Genomic DNA, 16,433 nt, shown 5'->3' on the forward strand with positions numbered 1-16,433 from the left:
GAGTCGGCGCGGCACCACCCGGTCCCGTCATTTGCCGCAGGCGGTGGGGCTCACGCCGCGTGCCCCACCCGGGCCCGCGCCACGATCGCCGCCAGGTCCAGGGTGTGCGGCAGCGTCCCGAAGGCGAGCCCGCCGTCTTCGCCCAGTCGGGAACCGCAGAAGGCGTCCGCGACCTCCGGCGGAGCCCATCGCACCAGCAAGGAGCCCTGGAGCACCAGGGCCATCCGTTCCACCAACCGTCTTGCGCGGGCCTCGATGCCCTCCAGGTCCGCCAGCTCCCCGAGGAGGTCCCTGATCGCCGCGTCCAGCCGATGGTCACCGCCCCTGGCCCGGCCGACCTCCACCAAGAAGGCGTTCAGCGCTTCCGGTTCCCGGCGCAGTACCCGCAGCACGTCCAGTGCCTGCACGTTGCCCGAGCCCTCCCAGATGGAGTTCAAAGGCGACTCCCGCAGCAACCGCGGCATCCCGGACTCCTCCACGTACCCGTTGCCGCCCAGGCACTCCAGAGCCTCGGCCACCATCGGCGTGCACCTGCGGGTCACCCAGTACTTCGCCACCGGCACCGAGAGCCGCAGCAGCGCGCGCTCCGCCTGCGTATCGGCGTCCGCGGCTGCCGCAAGTCGCAGCCAGAGCGCGGTCGCCGCCTCCGACTCGATCGCGAGGTCGGCCAGTACGTTGCGCATCAGCGGCTTGTCGATCAGCTTGTCGCCGAAGGCCTCCCGGTACGCGGTGTGATGCACCGCCTGGGTCAGGGCCTGCCGCATCAGCGCCGCCGAGCCGATCACGCAGTCCAGCCGGGTCGCGGCGACCATCTCGATGATGGTCCGCACCCCCGCACCCTCCTCGCCCACCCGGTGCGCCCAGGTACCGTCGAACTCGACCTCGGCCGAGGCGTTGGAACGGTTTCCCAGTTTGTCCTTCAGCCGCTGTAGTGCGAAGGCGTTGCGGGACCCGTCCGGCAACACCCGTGGTACCAGGAAGCAGGACAACCCCTGCGGGGCCTGGGCCAGGACGAGGAATCCATCGCTCATCGGCGCCGAGCAGAACCACTTGTGCCCCGTCAGCAGGTACTCGCCGGTGGCGTCCAGGGGCGCCGCGCTGGTCGTGTTCGCCCGGACGTCGCTGCCGCCCTGCTTCTCCGTCATCGCCATGCCGAGCAGCGCGCCCGGCTTCTGGGCCGGGCAACGGAGTTCCTTCTGGTAGATCCGGGAGGTCAGCAGCGGCTCCCACACGGCCGCCAGGTCCGGCTCGGCGCGTAGCGCCGGGACCGCGGCATGCGTCATCGAGATCGGACATCCGTGCCCCGCTTCCCCCTGGGAGGCGATGAAGAACCCTGCCGCACGCACAAGCTGGCCGCCCTCCCGACCCCACGCCGCAGTCAGCCCGGCACCCACGGAATGACCCAGCAGACGGTGCCAGGAAGGATGGAACTCCACCTCGTCGATCCGGTCGCCATAGCGATCGTGGGTACGCAGTCTGGGCGGATTCTCGTTGGCCGAGGCCGCCCACTCCTGGGCCTGCGCGGACCCCGCGTAGCGTCCCAGCTCGCCGAGTTCCCGGTGCGCTCCGGCGAGGAGCCCGGGGGCCAGATGCCGCTCCACGCCCTCCACGAGGGCCTGGTCGGTGCCGTAGATGTCATGTCCGACCAGGGGAGGTGCCTGGTTGGTGACGGTGTGGGTGGTGGTCGCCATGCCGATACGGTAAGGAGGTGCAGCCTGCAAATGAAACACCCGAGCGCTCACCCGGGCGGCTCCACCGGGCCCGTGCCCTCTACCGCAACGTGTCCAAACGCAAGATGGCGTGGCTGCTGCTCAAGGACACCGTCAACTCCTGCATCGAGTACCGCATCCTCGGGCTCGCCGCGGAGGCGGCCTTCTTCACCCTGCTCTCGCTGCCCCCCCTCTTCCTCGGCCTGATCGGCCTGCTCGGCTACGTGGACGGCTGGACCGACACCGCCACGGTGGCCAGCATCGAGGAGAACATCCTGGGCGCGTCCGGCACCGTACTGTCCGACCGAGGCGTCAACGACATCGCCAAACCGCTCCTCGACGACGTCACCAGCCGGGGCAGGCCGGACATCATCTCCCTCGGATTCGCCTTCGCGCTGTGGTCCGGATCCCGGGCCGTCAACGTCTTCATCGACACCATCACCGTGATGTACGGGCTCGACGGACAGCGCGGCATCGTCAAGACCCGGCTGCTCGCCTTCCTCCTCTACGTCGTCGCCCTGGTGATCGGCGCGGTGGTGTTGCCGCTGATGGTGGTGGGCCCCGACGCGGTGGTGCGGCTCGTGCCCTGGGGTACGGAACTGATCGCGGTGCTGTACTGGCCAACCGTCACACTGCTCTGCGTCGCCTTCCTCACCACGCTCTACCACGTGTCGGTTCCGGTGCGCTCGCCCTGGATCGAAGACGTGCCCGGAGCCCTGGTGGCACTGGCCATGTGGGTGTTGGGGAGTTTCCTCCTACGCATCTATCTCGCCAACACCGTGGAGGGGCCGACCATCTACGGTTCGTTGGCCGCCCCCGTGGCGGTGCTGTTGTGGATCGGCATCTCCGCCTTCGCCGTGCTGGTCGGCGCGGCCGTCAACGCCGCCATCGACCGGGTGTGGCCCTCGCTGGAGACGGCCAGCGCACGCGCTGCCAGCGAGCGCGTGAAGGCCGAGCAGGCAGCCGAACTGGTGGCCCGAGCCGCCGCCTGGCAGACCCTGGGCGAGGGCGAGTCGGAGGACGACGAGGACGACATCGAGATGCCCTCGGAGTTCCCCGAGCGATGGTCGAAGTTCCTGCCCCCGGAGGACTACACGGCTCGGCTGCGCAAGGAGAAGCACCCACAGTGAGGGGCGACACCGCGCACGGATGTCCGATTCCTTCAAGACGAGGTGGGGGCGGCGCTCCTAACGTGGGCCCATGACATCTGCGCAGCCCGATCAAGCAACGCCCCGCCTCGACCTCGTCGGCGTCGTTGTATCCGACATGGCGGCCTCCTTGGCCTTCTACCGCGCTCTCGGCCTGGAACTCCCCGCGGGTGACGACCAGCCCCATGTGGAGACCACCCTGCCCGGTGGCCTGCGACTGGCCTTCGACACCGAGGACACCGTCCGTTCCTTCGACCCGCACTGGACCCGCCCCAGCGGCGGCAACCGGGTCGAACTCGCCTTCCACTGCGGGAAGCCGGAAGCCGTCGACGCCCGATACCACGCGCTGACCGAAGCCGGCTACCAGGGGCACCTGCGGCCCTGGGACGCCTTCTGGGGGCAGCGCTACGCCGTGGTCCGGGACCCGGACGGCAACGGAGTCTCGCTCTTCGCACCCCTGGAGTCCGCCGGCGCGAGCGCTACCGGCCCGTTGGAGGGCGGCGTGGAAGGCGCCGGCTGAAGACCGGCGCGCCAGGCGCCCAGGGTCATTCCGGCCAGGGCACGCATCTCCCGGGCCAGATGCGCCTGGTCGGCACAACCCACGGCCAAGGCCACCTCGACGTCCGGGACGCCGCTCGCCGCCAGGGCCAGCGCCCGCTCCAGCCGCAGCACGCGTGCGAGCGTCTTGGGTCCGTACCCGAACGCCGCCAGGGAACGTCGGTGTAGTGACCGCTCGCCCACATCGAGCCGGTGGGCGGTGGCGGCCACCGAGTAGCCGGCCTTCAGGCACCGCACCACCTGTGCCGCCAGCGGGTCGGGGCACGCAGAGCTTGCGGCCCGCTGGGCAGCGAGGGCTTCCAGAACAGCGGCGGGGTCGGGCGCGGCTTCCACCCGCTGTTCCCAGGCCCGTACCGCCTTGTCGGGCCACAGGGCGCCCAGTTCCACGCGCCGGTCCCGCAGCTCGACCGCGGGGACGCCCAGGAGCCGGGGAGCGGTGCCCGGAGCGAAGCGCACCCCGGTGAACGAACTGCCGCCGACCTCGCCGGCCGGATGCGCCCGGGTGTCGGGGCCAGCCACCAGAAGCCGGCCCCCGGCCCAGAGCAGGTCCATGCACCCGTCCGGCAGCACGGCGGTTGCCGAACCGGCCGCCGGGGTGTGGCGCCAGATCACGGCGCCGGCCAGGATCTGGGACCTCCGCTCGGTGTACACGCTCCCCAGCGTAGGAGGCGTGCGCACCGGGCGTCGTCCCGGTCGGCGCCGGCTCCGTGCCGGCCTGGCAGGGCCGGCGGAAAAAGGGTTGGCGATGGGACCGCGGGCCCGGATAGAGTGCTCCGCAGCCGCCCGGAACCGGTGCGGCTGCGGATGAGAACGCATGTGAGCGGAGGTGTACTTCGATGACTGTCACGGTGAGGGCTGACGCCCGACTTCAGATCATCAACCACACCTGCGTGGTCTCCGGCTGACTGGCCAAGCGCTTTCGCGCGCCGACCTCCGAGCGCGCCGCCGGGACCACCCTTCGAAGGGCTCCCCTTGTCTTCCTCGGGTTCCGCATCATCCTCCCGCAACACCTCCACCCCCGACCACGCCTCTGGTCGGGTGCATCCCCTCGCGGCCTACGGCTGGGATCAGCGGTGGGCCGCCGCGTTCGCCCCGTACGCCGCTCAGGGCCTCGTGCCCGGCAGGGTGGTGCGGGTCGACCGCGGGCGGTGCGACCTCGTCACCGCCGACGGCCTGGTCCGCGCGGACACGGCCCTGGTCACTCCGAACGATCCGCTGCGGGTCATCTGCACCGGTGACTGGGCCGCGCTCGAAACCGGCGGCGAACCGCGCTACGTGCAGGCCTGTTTGACGCGTCGCACGGCCATCGTGCGCGCTACGTCCTCCCAGCGTTCCGAAGGTCAGATCCTCGCGGCCAACGTTGACTACGCCGTGATCGCGGTCTCACTCGCCGCCGAGCTCGATCTCGGCCGCATCGAACGTTTCCTCGCGCTGGCCTGGGAGTCCGGTGCCCAGCCGTTGGTGGTACTGACCAAGGCCGATCTGGTGCCTGATCCGGTGGCCCTGTCCTACCTCGTGCAGGACGTGGAGACGGCCGCGCCGGGTGTGCTGGTGTTGCCGGTCAGTTCGCGCACCGGAGACGGGCTCGACGTCCTGCGCGCCACGCTCAGCAGTGGCACCAGCGTGCTCCTCGGCGTGTCCGGAACGGGCAAGTCCACCCTCGCCAACGGCCTGCTCGGCGCGGAGGTGATGGACGTGCAGACCATCCGCGAGGTGGACGGCAAGGGCCGTCACACCACCACCACCCGCAACCTGCTCGCCCTGCCAGGCGGTGGGGTCCTCATCGACACCCCCGGACTGCGGGGAGTCGGGCTCTGGGATGCCGCAACCGGCGTCGGTCAGGCCTTCTCCGAGATCGAGGAGATCGCCACCGGGTGCCGTTTCCACGACTGCGCGCACGAATCGGAGCCCGGCTGTGAGGTGCTCCGGGCCATCGAGGCGGGTGAACTGCCCGTGCGCCGGTTGCAGAGCTACCGCAAGCTGCTGCGCGAGAACCAGCGGATCGTCGCCAAGACCGATGCCCGGCTGCGGGCGGAGATCCGTCGGGACTGGCGGCTCAAGAGCGCCGAGGGGCGGGCGCGCTGGGAAGCCAAGAGGGGCGGCCACAGCCGCTGACCCTCGCTGATCCGACCGGCCCAGGCACGGGTTCGCACCCGATGTGTCGCATGGTGAACCCGTGCCTGGGACCCGCCGCGCGTACTCGCCGGCGGGCAGCGCGGTGTCCGAAACCCGCCAGTGACGCGGCGCGGGGCAACGCACACTGGATGCGTGAGGGATGAAGCACCGCGGGACGAAGAGACCCGCTACGAGGCGGTGAGCAGCCGCGATGCACGGTTCGACGGCGAGTTCTTCTTCGCCGTCCGCACCACTGGCATCTACTGTCGGCCGAGCTGCCCGGCGGTCACCCCCAAACGGCGCAACGTCCGGTTCTTCCCGACCGCGGCGGCGGCGCAGGGGAACGGCTTCCGGGCCTGCCGGCGCTGCCGCCCCGATGCCGTTCCCGGTTCCGCGGAATGGAACGTGCGCGCCGACACCGTTGGACGTGCCATGCGCATGATCGGCGACGGGGTGGTGGACCGCGAAGGCGTCCATGGACTGGCCAGCCGGCTCGGCTACAGCACCCGGCAGGTGCAGCGCCAGCTCACCGCGGAACTCGGCGCCGGACCCATCGCCCTGGCACGTGCCCAGCGGGCCCACACCGCGAGAGTGCTCCTGCACACCACGGCGCTCCCGGTCACCGACATCGCCTTCGCGGCCGGTTTCTCCAGCGTGCGGCAGTTCAACGAGACCATGCGGCAGATCTACGCGCGGTCACCGAGCGAGCTGCGCCGCGAGCGGCAGACCGCACGCGATGCGCGGCCCACCGCCCAGACCGGTCTGCCGCTGCGGCTCGCCTACCGGCCGCCGTACGCCGCCCGCGAGATCTTCGACTTCCTGGCAGCCGAATGCCTGCCCGGGGTGGAGGAGGTGACGGACGGGCCCGGGGGCCGCACCTACCGGCGCACCCTGCGGCTCGCCCACGGCACCGCAGTCCTGCACGTGGCGGAGCGGTCAGGCCGGGACGACGGCCCCGCCGGGCCCTGGCTGGACGCTCGGCTGCACCTACGGGACCTAAGGGACCTGACCATGGCGGTGCAGCGAGTGCGTCGACTGTTCGACCTCGACGCCGACCCGCAGGCCGTGGCCGAGCGGCTGGGCACGGACCCGAGGCTGGTTCCGCTGATCGCGGCCCGGCCCGGGCTGCGCTCGCCCGGCAGCGCCGACCCGCAGGAGTACGCGCTGCGCGCGCTGGCCGGTGCAGCTGGGGCGCGGGACCTGGTACGGGCCTACGGCACCCCGCTGGAGGCCGCGGACGGCTCCTTGAACCTTCTCTTCCCGACCCCCGCCGTGCTCGTCGACCATCCCCGGCCCGAGCTGGCCGCCCTGGCCCGCGCCCTCACCGAGGGCGCGCTCCGCCTCGATGCGGGGGCGGACCGGGAGGAGGCGGCCAGAGCCCTGCGGACGCTGCCCGGTATGACTGCCCGCACCGCCGCACTGATCCGGATGCGGGCGCTCGCCGACCCCGACGTGGCTGTCGGGGACGAGAACGACGTTCCGGCTTGGCGCCCTTGGCGCTCGTACGCCCAGCACCACCTGTGGACCGCCCTCCCGGCACTGGAAGGACCCTGAGGCATGATGACCCCGAACTCCCCCTCCGTATCGACCGCACCGCCTACGAGGCGGCTGGACCAGGGCGGTGAGGTCCTTGCCGTCCGCTACGCGACGATGGCCAGCCCGCTGGGTGAGATCCTCCTCACCGGTGACGAGTCGGGCTTGAGCTCGCTTTCCCTCTCGGACCAGAAGGGCGGTCAAAGCGTGCAGAGCGGGTGGATTGCGGAGCCCGCCCTCTTCACCGAGGCGCAGCGGCAGCTCACCGCCTACTTCGCCGGTGAACTCACCCGGTTCCAGCTCGACCTGCGCCCGGCGGGAACCGAGTTCCGTCGCCGCGTCTGGGAGGTGTTGGACACCGTGCCCTACGGCGAGACCGTCACCTACGGGGAGGTTGCTGCCCGGATCGGCGCTTCCCGAGCGGCCGTTCGGGCTGTTGGGGGAGCCATCGGGGCCAACCCGCTGCTCATCGTTCGCCCTTGCCACCGGGTCCTCGGTGCGGACGGGGGATTGACCGGTTATGCGGCTGGTTTGGACCGCAAGCGCCGGTTGCTCACCTTGGAGGGTTCGTTGCCGATGCGGCCGTAGGCGTGGGTCGATCGGATCCGGGGGCTTCTTCCTGGTCGGCGGGACGCCCCTCGTCGAGGCGGGTGGCGATCGCCTCTCCGATCTCCACCACGGTGCGTAGCTGCGCGGGGGTCAGCAGGTCGATGAGGTGCCGGCGCACGGACTCCACGTGGAAGGGCGCGGCCTCCTCGATGACGCCGAGGCCTTCCTCCGTGAGGACGACCAGCGCACCGCGTCCGTCCGTCGGGCATTCCTCGCGCCGGACCAGGCCGCGCGCCTGCATCCGGGTGAGCTGGTGGGAGAGGCGGCTGCGGGACCAACGCATCCGGTCCGCCAGGTCGCTGATCCGGAAGCGGAGGTCCGGGGTCTCACTGAGCATCGAGAGCACGTCGTAGTCCGCCTCGGAGAGCCCACTGTCCTGTCCCAGGTCCCGTGCGATCTCCGCGTTGAGCAGGGGGAACATACGGCGGAAGGTGCGCCAGGCACGTTGTTCCGGGTCGCTCAGCCAGCGGGGCTCCGTGGTCATGGCGGTCACTCTAGAAGGTAGTGATTGATATGTCACCTAACCCGTTGACACGTCATATAGCCATGGGGTTAATTTGGTGACACGTCAACTAGACCTTCCCGGCCCTGGAGGCTCCCCGCCATGTCCCGCCTGCTTGTGATCTCCGCCAGCACCCGCTCCGTCTCCGCGGGCCGCCCGCTCGCCCGGTGGATGGCCCAAGCCGCTGAGCGGCACGACGGATTCGAGGTGGTCCCGGTGGACCTCGCGGAACTGGCCCTGCCCTTCCTGGACGAACCCGAACTCCCCTCCGCTGGACGCTACGTGCAGCCCAAGACCTTGGAGTGGAGCGCCCTCGCCGGTTCGGCCGACGCCTTCGTCTTCGTCATGCCGATGTACAACGCCGGCTTCACCGCGCCGCTGAAGAACGCCCTGGACCACCTGTACGCGGAGTGGAAGGACAAGCCGGTCGGTCTGGTCAGCTACAGCTCGGGTCCCACCGGAGGCGCACCCGCCATCGAGATGCTGCGGCCCGTCCTGCGCCGGCTCGGCCTGGTGGCAGCGGAGCCCGCGATGTCCCTGCCGGGCATCGCCGACCGCCTCGGCCCGGACGGCTCGTTCCTCGCCGACGAGGCCGTGGCCGAGCAGGTGTCCACCATGCTGGACTCGGTGGCCGAACTGGTCCGCGCCGTGCCGGTCACCGTCTGATCCGCCCGCCAGCCGCTGCGCCGCGCCCCGGCCTAAAGGGCGTGTTGCGAGAGTCCCGCCTGCCCCGCGGCGCCTGGCACGCACGCTCGCCGCGTTGTCGAAAGAACCCGTGGACGGCCTTGGGGGTCTGCGGTGGCCAGCCGCCCCAGGGGCTGGGACGTCAGATACGCGCGCTCGGTCTCGGTGAAGCCCTCGAATGCCCTCATGGGGGCAAGCCTGACTCCACCCCCGCCCGGTGCGCACTCTCGCGCGCCCGATCGAGGACCTGGCGCCGCGGTGAGGCGTCCCGCAACACCTGGTGGGCGCGCGACGACAGCTACAGCGCCTCGCAGCGTTGTCGGATCGCCCGAACACACCCGGGATGGAGGGTAGACCTCCGCTTTGCGGTGCACCGCGTCTGATGCCGCACGCTGATCCATCGGGTCTCGCGGGACGGCCCTTGTAGGCGAGGGCCGTCCCGCCAAGGTGCCGGCCCCCGGGACGACGCGGGCGAGTGCCGCTGTGCGGCAGCCGCCCGCGCGGTCCCAGCCGGCTGTCGGCGCCGGCTCAGGGCTGGGCGATCACGGCCCCCAGCCAGGCACCCACGATCAGCAGACAGGCGAAGAGTTCCACCAGGACACTGGTGCCCACGGCGCGCATCACCTCCCGGGTGGAGGCGACTGCCGCTCCGTGGCCGCCCAGTCGCAGGCGCTCGCTGCCGTAGATGCCGGCCACGAAGCCCGGAACCGCGCCGACCACCGGAAACAGGACGAAGCCCAGCAGCGCCCCGCCGCCCGCGAAGGCGGCGGTCCGCGGGGGGACGCCCAGACCCCGAACGCGGCGGGGTGGCAGTTGCCACTTCACGACCTGGACGCAACACAGCAAGACGGTGCCGGCCGCGAGCACCCCCCAGGCCAGGCCGGTGCGCACGTGCATCGACCACCACAGCAGCGCTGCCCAGATCAGCCAGGTGCCCGGCACGCCCGGGGCGAGTACTCCGAGCAGGCCCAACGACAGCACCCCTCCGATCAGCAGGAGCTCGGGCACTTCCATCTGCCCAGGGTGCCGGAGCCGGCGCCAAGTCGCAGCCCGTCAGGTCCGGCGTTCCCGCGCCACCCAGCCCCGCTCGTAGGCCTGCCACCCCAACTGCAGGCGGGTGGTCACCCCGGTGAGTTCCATGAGGCCCTTCACGCGGCGCTGGACGGTGCGGAGGCCCAGATCGAGCTGTTTGGCCACGCTGGCGTCAGTGAGGCCGGCCAGCAGGAGCGAGAGCACTTCCAGGTCCGTTTCGTCGGGACCGGCCAGATCCTGGGCCACCGTGCCGGAACCGGCCAGCCGCAAGGGCAACGCCTCTCGCCACACCGCTTCGAATAGCCCCAACAGGGACTGCAACAAGCCGCTGGTGTGCACCACCAGCGCCGTGGGCTCGACACCCTCGGCCGTGAGCGGTACCAGGGCCAGGCTACGGTCGGCGATCACCAGCTTCGTCGGGACCCGTTCCATCACCCGAACCTGCTCGCCCCGACCGAGGGCGACCTGCGCTTCACACACCCCCGAAGGCAGCGAGAGGACCTCTCGTTCGATCACCACCCGGAAGTCCACTCCGCGCCCGGCAGCGGCTTCCTCGGCCTCGTTGTCGGCACTGGCCACCACCATGGGCTGCGCGGTGACCAGTGCGCACACCTCCTCCGCCGCCCCCAGCTGGAGCTGTACGAAGCGGTGGGCGATCGCGCTCGCCCCGGTCACCACCTCGACCAGGTCGTGCACAGCCGGCTCCGCAGCCTCCACCCGGTACTCCTGGGCCAGCATGGCCGCCGCGAGCTCGGCCTGCTCCAGCTCGTGGCGCTGCTGGGTCAGGAGGGCACCCAGCGCCACGCCGGGCGGCGCCGCCACCCACCGGCCGGGTCGGGACGAGGACTGGGCGGCCAGCCCCTGTCGTTCCAGATGCCGAAGCGCCCGCTCGGTACGGTCTGCCGGCAGGGTCAGCCGGTGGGCGAGATCGGGTACCTCGGCGGCGCCGAGCGCGACCAACAACCGGTACGCCGACTCCTGCGCCTCGTCCAGACCAATGACACCCAACACCCCTGTCCACCCGCCCCTCAAGCCGTTCCTTCGGCGGCTCTCCCCGTTCGCGGTCCGTGGCGGAGAACGGCCACGGCGCGAAACCGCCCGGGAACATCATCGCCGCACCACCCCGGTCTCCGCCAAGGCTGTGCGGTCCCGAGGCCGAAGCCGTGGGCCAGGTGCCCGGGGGGAGGCTCCTTATGCCATCAAAGTGATGATTGGTCACCATTCACCTGGGAGAGGTGATGCGCCCGATACGGTCGAGCCCGCCGAGAGCGGCCACCCTCGCCCCCAAGACACCCGTCGGCAGGGCCGTGGGGGCTATTTCCCGTGGGGAGGATGCCGCGAGGCATGCGGTCTTCCACAGTCGGCCGAACGGGCGCGCGGTGAGGTGTCCGCGCCTCGCTCTCGGGCGGGGATTTTCCCGTTGCCCCGCTCCTGCACCGCCCGGGCGGCGATGATGGGGGAATGAGTCAGCAGGCGGATGACTGGTGGAACCGGCTGTACGAGGGCGATCCTCCCGATGCGCCCGCCTCGGCGGGCGAGTCCCTCGACGACCGCTTCCAGTCGGCCTCCGAGGCGCTGGCTCCGGACGCGGCCCGCACCACACCCGAAGGGCCTCAAGACGGCTCCTGTGAAACCCCGCCCGGCCCTCGCGGTGGGGCGGTGCCGAGGACGCCGACCGTGGCGGACCTTCCGTTGCGGCGGCCCTGGGAGCCACCCGTAGCCCCCGGGCCAGCAGCGTCCTCGCCGGCCCGGCTACCCGCGCCGCAGGCTCCGCCGGAGGGCAGCCCCGAGCCACCGGAGTCGCAAGCCCTGCCGGCGGACCCGGCGGGAGCCGTGGGGGCGCTGCCCATGCGGCGGCGCACGCCCCGCCCACCGGATGCCACCGACCCGAGGGTCGCGGAGCGGGCTGCCGAGCAGGACGGCGAGCGCGCGCCGCACACCACTGCCTCCCGCGAAACCGCAGCCCGGAAGGCCCCTCCCGCTCGGAGCGCGGCAGGAACCGAGCCGCAATCCGACGGCGTCAACGCTGCTGACCGCCCAGGCGTCCGCCATGTGGGTGACCGGCCGCCCACCTACGAGGAGGAACCCGTGGCGTTGCCGCCCGCCGAGCCGGACGCCGTCGGCGACCTGGTGCCCGACACGGTGCTGGACGGAGCGCGCTACGGCTCCTACACGCTCCGGGCGGCCTCGGTGCGCGGTGATTCGGCCCGCTACCGCGGCCAGCCCCGTCGGGACCGGATGCTCATCGCCCGCTTCGGCGCCGGCGAGGACGCCTTCGTGCTGGTCGCCGTGGCGACCGGTACCCGCGCGGCCGGCGCCGCGCAGCTTGCAGGGGCGGACGCCTGCCGTTGGATCGCGGGAGCGGTGGGCCGCAGCCGGGTGCGGTTGGCCGAGGACATCAGGGCCGGGCGACAGGCAGATCTGAAATCCGGCCTGAACCGTCTCACCGGCCGGGGACTGGGCCGGCTGCGTGCCCGGGCCGCCGAGCTCGGGCTCGAAGGGGACGAGTACACCGCCGCGTTGCGCTGCCTCTTGCTGCCTGCCGACCCCAGGTGCCGCACCCGGGTCTTCTTCGGCGTCGGAGCCGGCGGGCTGTTCCGCCTACGGGCAGGCTCCTGGCAGGACCTCGAACCGCTTCCGCCCGCTGGGGCGGCCGGCGTGAGCCTGCCGGAGCCGGAGCAGGTGGAGGGCGCCGCCGGTGGGCCGGCCGAGGAACCCTTCCGTTTCCGGGCCACCATGGCACGCCCCGGCGACACCCTGCTGTTGTGCAGCGAAGGACTCGCCGCGCCGTTCCGCGGGGAGCCCCTGTTGCCGCAGGCGCTGGCGGGCGCATGGGGCTCGCCGGGAGGGCCGCCCGGTCTTGCCGCCTTCCTCGCGGACACTCAGATGCGGGTCAAGGGCTATGCCGACGACCGGAGCGCGGCGGCCGTCTGGGAGGCTTAAGGGCTGTCCGGCGGATCACGAGGCCATAGGGTCTGACCGTGATTAACCTCCAGATCCGAGGCGAGAACCGCACGATCGAGGCCCGCGCGAAGCACGTTGTGGTCTGGGGTCCTGAGCTGGCTGGTCTTGATCAGTCAGTGTTTCCAATGCTGGGACACCTGCTGCCGTACGCGGACACCGCTTTCAACCACCGGCAGGTGTCGACCCTGTTGGAGGAAGTGCCGCGGCTGCCTGCAGGAGTGCTGAGTAATGAGTTCGCGCGCGAGTTGATCGAGCTGGGGCAGGTAGTTCTCGACGGACAGGGCCTGTACCTGTGGTTCCTCGGGGACTGAGGCTGCAGACCGGCTCAGCCCCGGAGCCATAGCCGGATAGCCGCGGTGGTGACGGTGCCGCAGAAGACGTAGGCCCTCTTGTCGTAGCGGGTGGCGACGGCCCGGGAGTTCTTGAGCCGGTTGATCGTCCGCTCGACTTCGTTGCGGCGTTTGTAGATCTCTCTGTCGAAGCCGGTGGGCCGGCCGCCCCCGCTGCCGCGGTGTTTGCGGTTGGCCCGTTGGTCCTTCGGATCGGGGATGGTGTGTTTGATCTGGCGTCTTCGCAGGTAGAGCCGATTGCAGCGTGAGCTCTATGCCTTGTCTCCGCCCAAGTGGTCCGGCCGAGTGCGGGGGCGACCGCCTTGGGGGCGGGGAACGCGGATCCGTTCGAGGACCTCGATCATCTGCGACGCGTCGCCCCACTGGCCGGGCGTGACCAGGAAGGCCATCGGTCGGCAGCCGCCTTCGCCCGCGAGGTGAATCTTGCAGGTCAGGCCGCCCCGAGACCGTCCGAGTCCTTCGTCGGGGCGGTGGTGCCGGGGCGTCGTCCTTTTTTCGGGACATGTGGCTTCTTCTTGCGGGCGCCGGCCGCGTGCTGATGGGCACGGCGGAGGGGCGACCTCGTAGCGGGTGTGTTCGGGCCATCCGACAACGCGGCGAGGCGCCGTAGTCGTCCTCGCGCGCCCGCCGGATACTGCGGGACAGGCCTTAGCTAGTAGGGTCGGGGGCTGGAAACGGAGCGGAAGCCACCGCGCCAGTCCCCGACCCTACTAGTCGGTCGCCGGTGGTCCAAGGTCAACGCGCCGCACCAGGCGATCATGGGCAAGGGCGCCGATCCTGACCGTCAGGTGATTTCCGCGTCGGGAGGGCGGCCCTTTCCCTGCTGACGCAACTCCCAGACAGCCGAGTAGTGCGAACTTCCGGTCGCAGTGGGTGCGTTCAGTAATTCTTCCTTCCTATTGGGGAAGTGGGCGGTGCTCGTTGCGGGCCTGCCCTTCTACGGTGGTCACCTACAGGAATCCGGATTTCGCGGCCGTTGCCCGGGCGGCGGGGTACTGCGGGATCGGGTGAAGAAGTCGAAACCGACCCCGAGGTCCTTCGCGGGAGGCCCTTCGGCACCTAGGACCTGCCCTGGTGGACGTGGAAGCCGACCCCAACGCCCTCTCCGGTACGCACAGGGCGAGCGCTGCAATGGTGAACGGGTTCGCTCTTTCCGCCAGCGAGGTCGTCTTGGGCGATCGGGTGGGGCGGATGCGCCAGTTGTCCCGGACGAATCTGCGAAATATGCCAGGCCGATAAGCGGACGTGCCTGGTCCGTCACGTTCAGGAGTGCCCCCGTCCCTGGCGGGCATGCATCCCGTAGACCAGTTCGATGCGAGGCGAGAAAGGGGAGGGCGGCCGTGCAGGTGGGGGTTACGACCGGAAAGCAACCGAGAAGGGGCCGGCCCGCTGCGCGCGAGCCTGCCGAGGAGATCCAGATGCGCCGAAGACTGTCGAGGTCGGATCTGGCGGTGGTCACCGACGTGCGCCGGTCCTTACGGGACTTGCTCGTGCACTGGACGGCCGAGGGGCGCCGTGACCACGCCGACACAGCGGAGCTGCTCACCAGCGAGCTCGTCACCAATGCCCTGGTGCACACCAAGGAGGGGGCTGAGGTCACGGCGACCGTCGCCGCCTCCCGACTGAGGGTGGAGGTCAAGGACTTCACCACCCGGCACCCCCGCATCCGCGTACCGCACGCCGACGACGGTACGCACGGCAGGGGGCTGGTGCTGGTGCAAGCGCTCGCCGACGCCTGGGGAGTCCATGTGCACCCGGCAGGGAAGGTGGTGTGGTTCGAGTTGGACGTCGACGGGGGGTCGCTTTGAGCGACCCCCGTGCGTCCCGGTAGCCCGGGGGCCCACCAGGTTCAGCCGAACTGCTGCTCAAGATCCTTCAGTTTGCGCTCCAAGGAGTCCAGCCGCGGAATGGTCTGGGTGTCGTCTTCGGCCGTGAGGTCCACGGTCCGCAGCCCATCAGTGGGACCGATGGCCTGGAGGGAGTGCCGGCTGCGCAGGGGCAGTTGTTCCGGCTCCGCTATGGCGGGCTCCGCGCCGACCGCGGAGCCCGTTCCGGGGGTGATGCCGGCGGCTTCCAGCTGACGCCCTCCGCGGGCCCGTCCGAAAGCACGGTGCTGGCGGCTGATGGCGCGGATGTGGGCCCTCTCCCGCTTCTGTTGCTCGCGGCGGCGGATACGGGCCTGTTCCTTCTCCCGCTTGTCCTCGCGGACTTCCTCGACGGCTTCGTCCAGAGTTCTGACGCCTTCGAGCAGCATCAACGACCAAGCGCCGAAGGTCTCCCGAGGCGCCCGCAGCCAGCGAACGATGCGGATCTGCGGCAAGGGCCGGGGAACCAGTCCCTGCTCGCGTAGCGCGGCTCGGCGCGTCTGCTTGAGCGCCCGGTCGAAGAGCACGGCTGCCGAGAGGGACATGCCGGCGAAGAACTGCGGAGCGCCGGCGTGCCCCAGACCCCGCGGGGCGTGGACCCAGTTGAACCAGGCGGCGGCGCCCGCGAACGTCCACACCAGCAGTCGCGAACCCAGCGCGGCGTCACCGTGGCTGGCCTCCCGCACCGCCAGGACAGAGCAGAACATGGCTGCCCCGTCCAGGCCGAAGGGGACCAGGTACTCCCAGCCGCCGGTGAGGTTGAGGTTCTGTCGCCCGAAGCCGACCAGGCCGTGGAAGGAGAGTGCCGCGGCGACCGCCGCGCAGCAGAACAGCAGCAGGTACGAAGCGGTTCCGTAGACGGCTTCCTTGCGCCGGCGTCGCTCCTCGCTCCGCTCCCAACTGTCCTCAGCGGCGCCCTTCTCCCCGTCGCGCTTTCCGCGCGCGAGAACCGCCACAGCCGCTAGGACGCCCAGGATCAGCAGGCTGCCGGGCAGCAGCCATTCCAGCGATATGTCGGTCAGTCTCATCCGGTGTCCCTTGCATCGCGTGAGTGCTCTCGCGTGAGCGGCGTTCCGCAGGACATGGTGTCGGATGGGATTGGGCGGACATGCGGTTTTCCGGGCAAGAGGACGCCATCGTGGTGCGGCACCCTCCGGATAGGGCGATGTGATTCGAACGCGCCATCCAATATGTGCATCTGAGTTCGATTATTTGCACTCGAAAGAGTGGCGTGATCATTTGTGCTGGGGCCCAAGGGTGTCCGGGTGACCTAAGGGCTGTCCCGTAATCCCCGGTGGATCAGCGCACGGCGTCAGATGCGGTGCATCGCAAGGCGGAGGGGCGTCCCCATACTGGGCGTATTC

General features: G+C 70.8%; 15 protein-coding genes and 1 pseudogene. 9 read left to right on the forward strand and 7 right to left on the reverse strand.

The annotated features are described in order from the left end of the window. Nucleotides 1-50: 50 nt before the first annotated feature. Nucleotides 51-1,691, reverse strand: a complete 1,641-nt coding sequence (locus ACFYMC_RS04355) for an acyl-CoA dehydrogenase family protein (protein ID WP_388518589.1) — start codon at nt 1,689-1,691, stop codon at nt 51-53. A 17-nt stretch (nt 1,692-1,708) separates the two neighbouring features. Here ACFYMC_RS04355 and ACFYMC_RS04360 point away from each other — a divergent pair, with 17 nt between their 5' ends. Beyond that, nucleotides 1,709-2,839 (forward strand): YihY/virulence factor BrkB family protein, encoded by a 1,131-nt coding sequence (locus tag ACFYMC_RS04360; protein WP_388518591.1) that lies wholly within the window; start codon nt 1,709-1,711, stop codon nt 2,837-2,839. A 70-nt stretch (nt 2,840-2,909) separates the two neighbouring features. Further along, on the forward strand, nt 2,910-3,377 hold the full coding sequence (locus ACFYMC_RS04365; protein WP_388518594.1) for a VOC family protein: 468 nt from the start codon (nt 2,910-2,912) through the stop codon (nt 3,375-3,377). Here ACFYMC_RS04365 and ACFYMC_RS04370 read toward each other — a convergent pair. After that, complete coding sequence (locus ACFYMC_RS04370) at nt 3,263-4,066, reverse strand: helix-turn-helix domain-containing protein (protein ID WP_388518596.1); 804 nt, start codon at nt 4,064-4,066, stop codon at nt 3,263-3,265. The two genes, ACFYMC_RS04365 and ACFYMC_RS04370, sit on opposite strands and share 115 nt — an antisense overlap. A 387-nt stretch (nt 4,067-4,453) precedes the next feature. Between ACFYMC_RS04370 and rsgA the strand changes: the two genes are divergently transcribed. The 3 genes from rsgA to ACFYMC_RS04385 all read left to right on the forward strand — a co-directional run bounded on the left by rsgA (nt 4,454) and on the right by ACFYMC_RS04385 (nt 7,651). Continuing rightward, nucleotides 4,454-5,530 carry a ribosome small subunit-dependent GTPase A gene (gene rsgA, locus ACFYMC_RS04375; RefSeq protein ID WP_388518599.1) on the forward strand — a complete coding sequence of 359 codons (1,077 nt, stop codon included), beginning with the start codon at nt 4,454-4,456 and terminating at the stop codon, nt 5,528-5,530. 153 nt (nt 5,531-5,683) lie between these two features. After that, nucleotides 5,684-7,084 (forward strand): DNA-3-methyladenine glycosylase 2 family protein, encoded by a 1,401-nt coding sequence (locus ACFYMC_RS04380; RefSeq protein WP_388518602.1) that lies wholly within the window; start codon nt 5,684-5,686, stop codon nt 7,082-7,084. Nucleotides 7,085-7,180: 96 nt separating this feature from the next. Next, nucleotides 7,181-7,651, forward strand: coding sequence for a methylated-DNA--[protein]-cysteine S-methyltransferase (locus ACFYMC_RS04385; RefSeq protein WP_388518643.1), 471 nt, complete (start codon nt 7,181-7,183; stop codon nt 7,649-7,651). On the opposite strand, the gene ACFYMC_RS04390 is transcribed toward ACFYMC_RS04385, so the two are convergent. After that, nucleotides 7,617-8,156 (reverse strand): MarR family winged helix-turn-helix transcriptional regulator, encoded by a 540-nt coding sequence (locus ACFYMC_RS04390; RefSeq protein WP_388518605.1) that lies wholly within the window; start codon nt 8,154-8,156, stop codon nt 7,617-7,619. The two genes, ACFYMC_RS04385 and ACFYMC_RS04390, sit on opposite strands and share 35 nt — an antisense overlap. A gap of 120 nt (nt 8,157-8,276) precedes the next feature. Between ACFYMC_RS04390 and ACFYMC_RS04395 the strand changes: the two genes are divergently transcribed. After that, nucleotides 8,277-8,840, forward strand: a complete 564-nt coding sequence (locus ACFYMC_RS04395) for an NADPH-dependent FMN reductase (RefSeq protein ID WP_388518608.1) — start codon at nt 8,277-8,279, stop codon at nt 8,838-8,840. 546 nt (nt 8,841-9,386) lie between these two features. On the opposite strand, the gene ACFYMC_RS04400 is transcribed toward ACFYMC_RS04395, so the two are convergent. Continuing rightward, a complete protein-coding gene (locus ACFYMC_RS04400) occupies nt 9,387-9,872 on the reverse strand; it encodes a DUF456 domain-containing protein (RefSeq protein WP_388518611.1) in 486 nt (161 codons plus the stop codon). Between the two features lie 39 nt (nt 9,873-9,911). Further along, nucleotides 9,912-10,901, reverse strand: coding sequence for a helix-turn-helix domain-containing protein (locus tag ACFYMC_RS04405; protein ID WP_388518613.1), 990 nt, complete (start codon nt 10,899-10,901; stop codon nt 9,912-9,914). A gap of 450 nt (nt 10,902-11,351) precedes the next feature. On the opposite strand from ACFYMC_RS04405, the gene ACFYMC_RS04410 reads away from it, so the two are divergent. Further along, entirely contained in the window at nt 11,352-12,833 is a 1,482-nt protein-coding gene (locus ACFYMC_RS04410; RefSeq protein WP_388518615.1) for a protein phosphatase 2C domain-containing protein, read from the forward strand. A gap of 38 nt (nt 12,834-12,871) precedes the next feature. Then, nucleotides 12,872-13,165 carry a hypothetical protein gene (locus ACFYMC_RS04415; RefSeq protein WP_388518617.1) on the forward strand — a complete coding sequence of 98 codons (294 nt, stop codon included), beginning with the start codon at nt 12,872-12,874 and terminating at the stop codon, nt 13,163-13,165. Between the two features lie 14 nt (nt 13,166-13,179). Here the strand turns inward: ACFYMC_RS04415 and ACFYMC_RS04420 are convergent. After that, nucleotides 13,180-13,751 (reverse strand): annotated as a pseudogene (locus ACFYMC_RS04420) (IS5 family transposase); the annotation flags it as partial. Between the two features lie 871 nt (nt 13,752-14,622). Here ACFYMC_RS04420 and ACFYMC_RS04425 point away from each other — a divergent pair. Further along, a complete protein-coding gene (locus tag ACFYMC_RS04425; RefSeq protein WP_388518619.1) occupies nt 14,623-15,012 on the forward strand; it encodes an ATP-binding protein in 390 nt (129 codons plus the stop codon). Nucleotides 15,013-15,053: 41 nt separating this feature from the next. On the opposite strand, the gene ACFYMC_RS04430 is transcribed toward ACFYMC_RS04425, so the two are convergent. Continuing rightward, entirely contained in the window at nt 15,054-16,097 is a 1,044-nt protein-coding gene (locus ACFYMC_RS04430) for a DUF2637 domain-containing protein (RefSeq protein ID WP_388518621.1), read from the reverse strand. Nucleotides 16,098-16,433 lie beyond the last annotated feature (336 nt).

This window comes from Streptomyces sp. NPDC006879 (assembly GCF_042869595.1).
In the GTDB taxonomy this organism is placed as follows: Bacteria; Actinomycetota; Actinomycetes; order Streptomycetales; family Streptomycetaceae; genus Streptomyces.

Coding starts and splice junctions, on each gene's coding strand:
- ACFYMC_RS04355 (WP_388518589.1), bottom strand. CDS start 1,691: ATGGCGACCACCACCCACACCGTCACCAACCAGGCACCTCCCCTGGTC.
- ACFYMC_RS04365 (WP_388518594.1), top strand. CDS start 2,910: ATGACATCTGCGCAGCCCGATCAAGCAACGCCCCGCCTCGACCTCGTC.
- ACFYMC_RS04385 (WP_388518643.1), top strand. CDS start 7,181: ATGGCCAGCCCGCTGGGTGAGATCCTCCTCACCGGTGACGAGTCGGGC.
- ACFYMC_RS04390 (WP_388518605.1), bottom strand. CDS start 8,156: ATGACCACGGAGCCCCGCTGGCTGAGCGACCCGGAACAACGTGCCTGG.
- ACFYMC_RS04395 (WP_388518608.1), top strand. CDS start 8,277: ATGTCCCGCCTGCTTGTGATCTCCGCCAGCACCCGCTCCGTCTCCGCG.
- ACFYMC_RS04400 (WP_388518611.1), bottom strand. CDS start 9,872: ATGGAAGTGCCCGAGCTCCTGCTGATCGGAGGGGTGCTGTCGTTGGGC.
- ACFYMC_RS04410 (WP_388518615.1), top strand. CDS start 11,352: ATGAGTCAGCAGGCGGATGACTGGTGGAACCGGCTGTACGAGGGCGAT.
- ACFYMC_RS04425 (WP_388518619.1), top strand. CDS start 14,623: ATGCGCCGAAGACTGTCGAGGTCGGATCTGGCGGTGGTCACCGACGTG.
- ACFYMC_RS04430 (WP_388518621.1), bottom strand. CDS start 16,097: ATGAGACTGACCGACATATCGCTGGAATGGCTGCTGCCCGGCAGCCTG.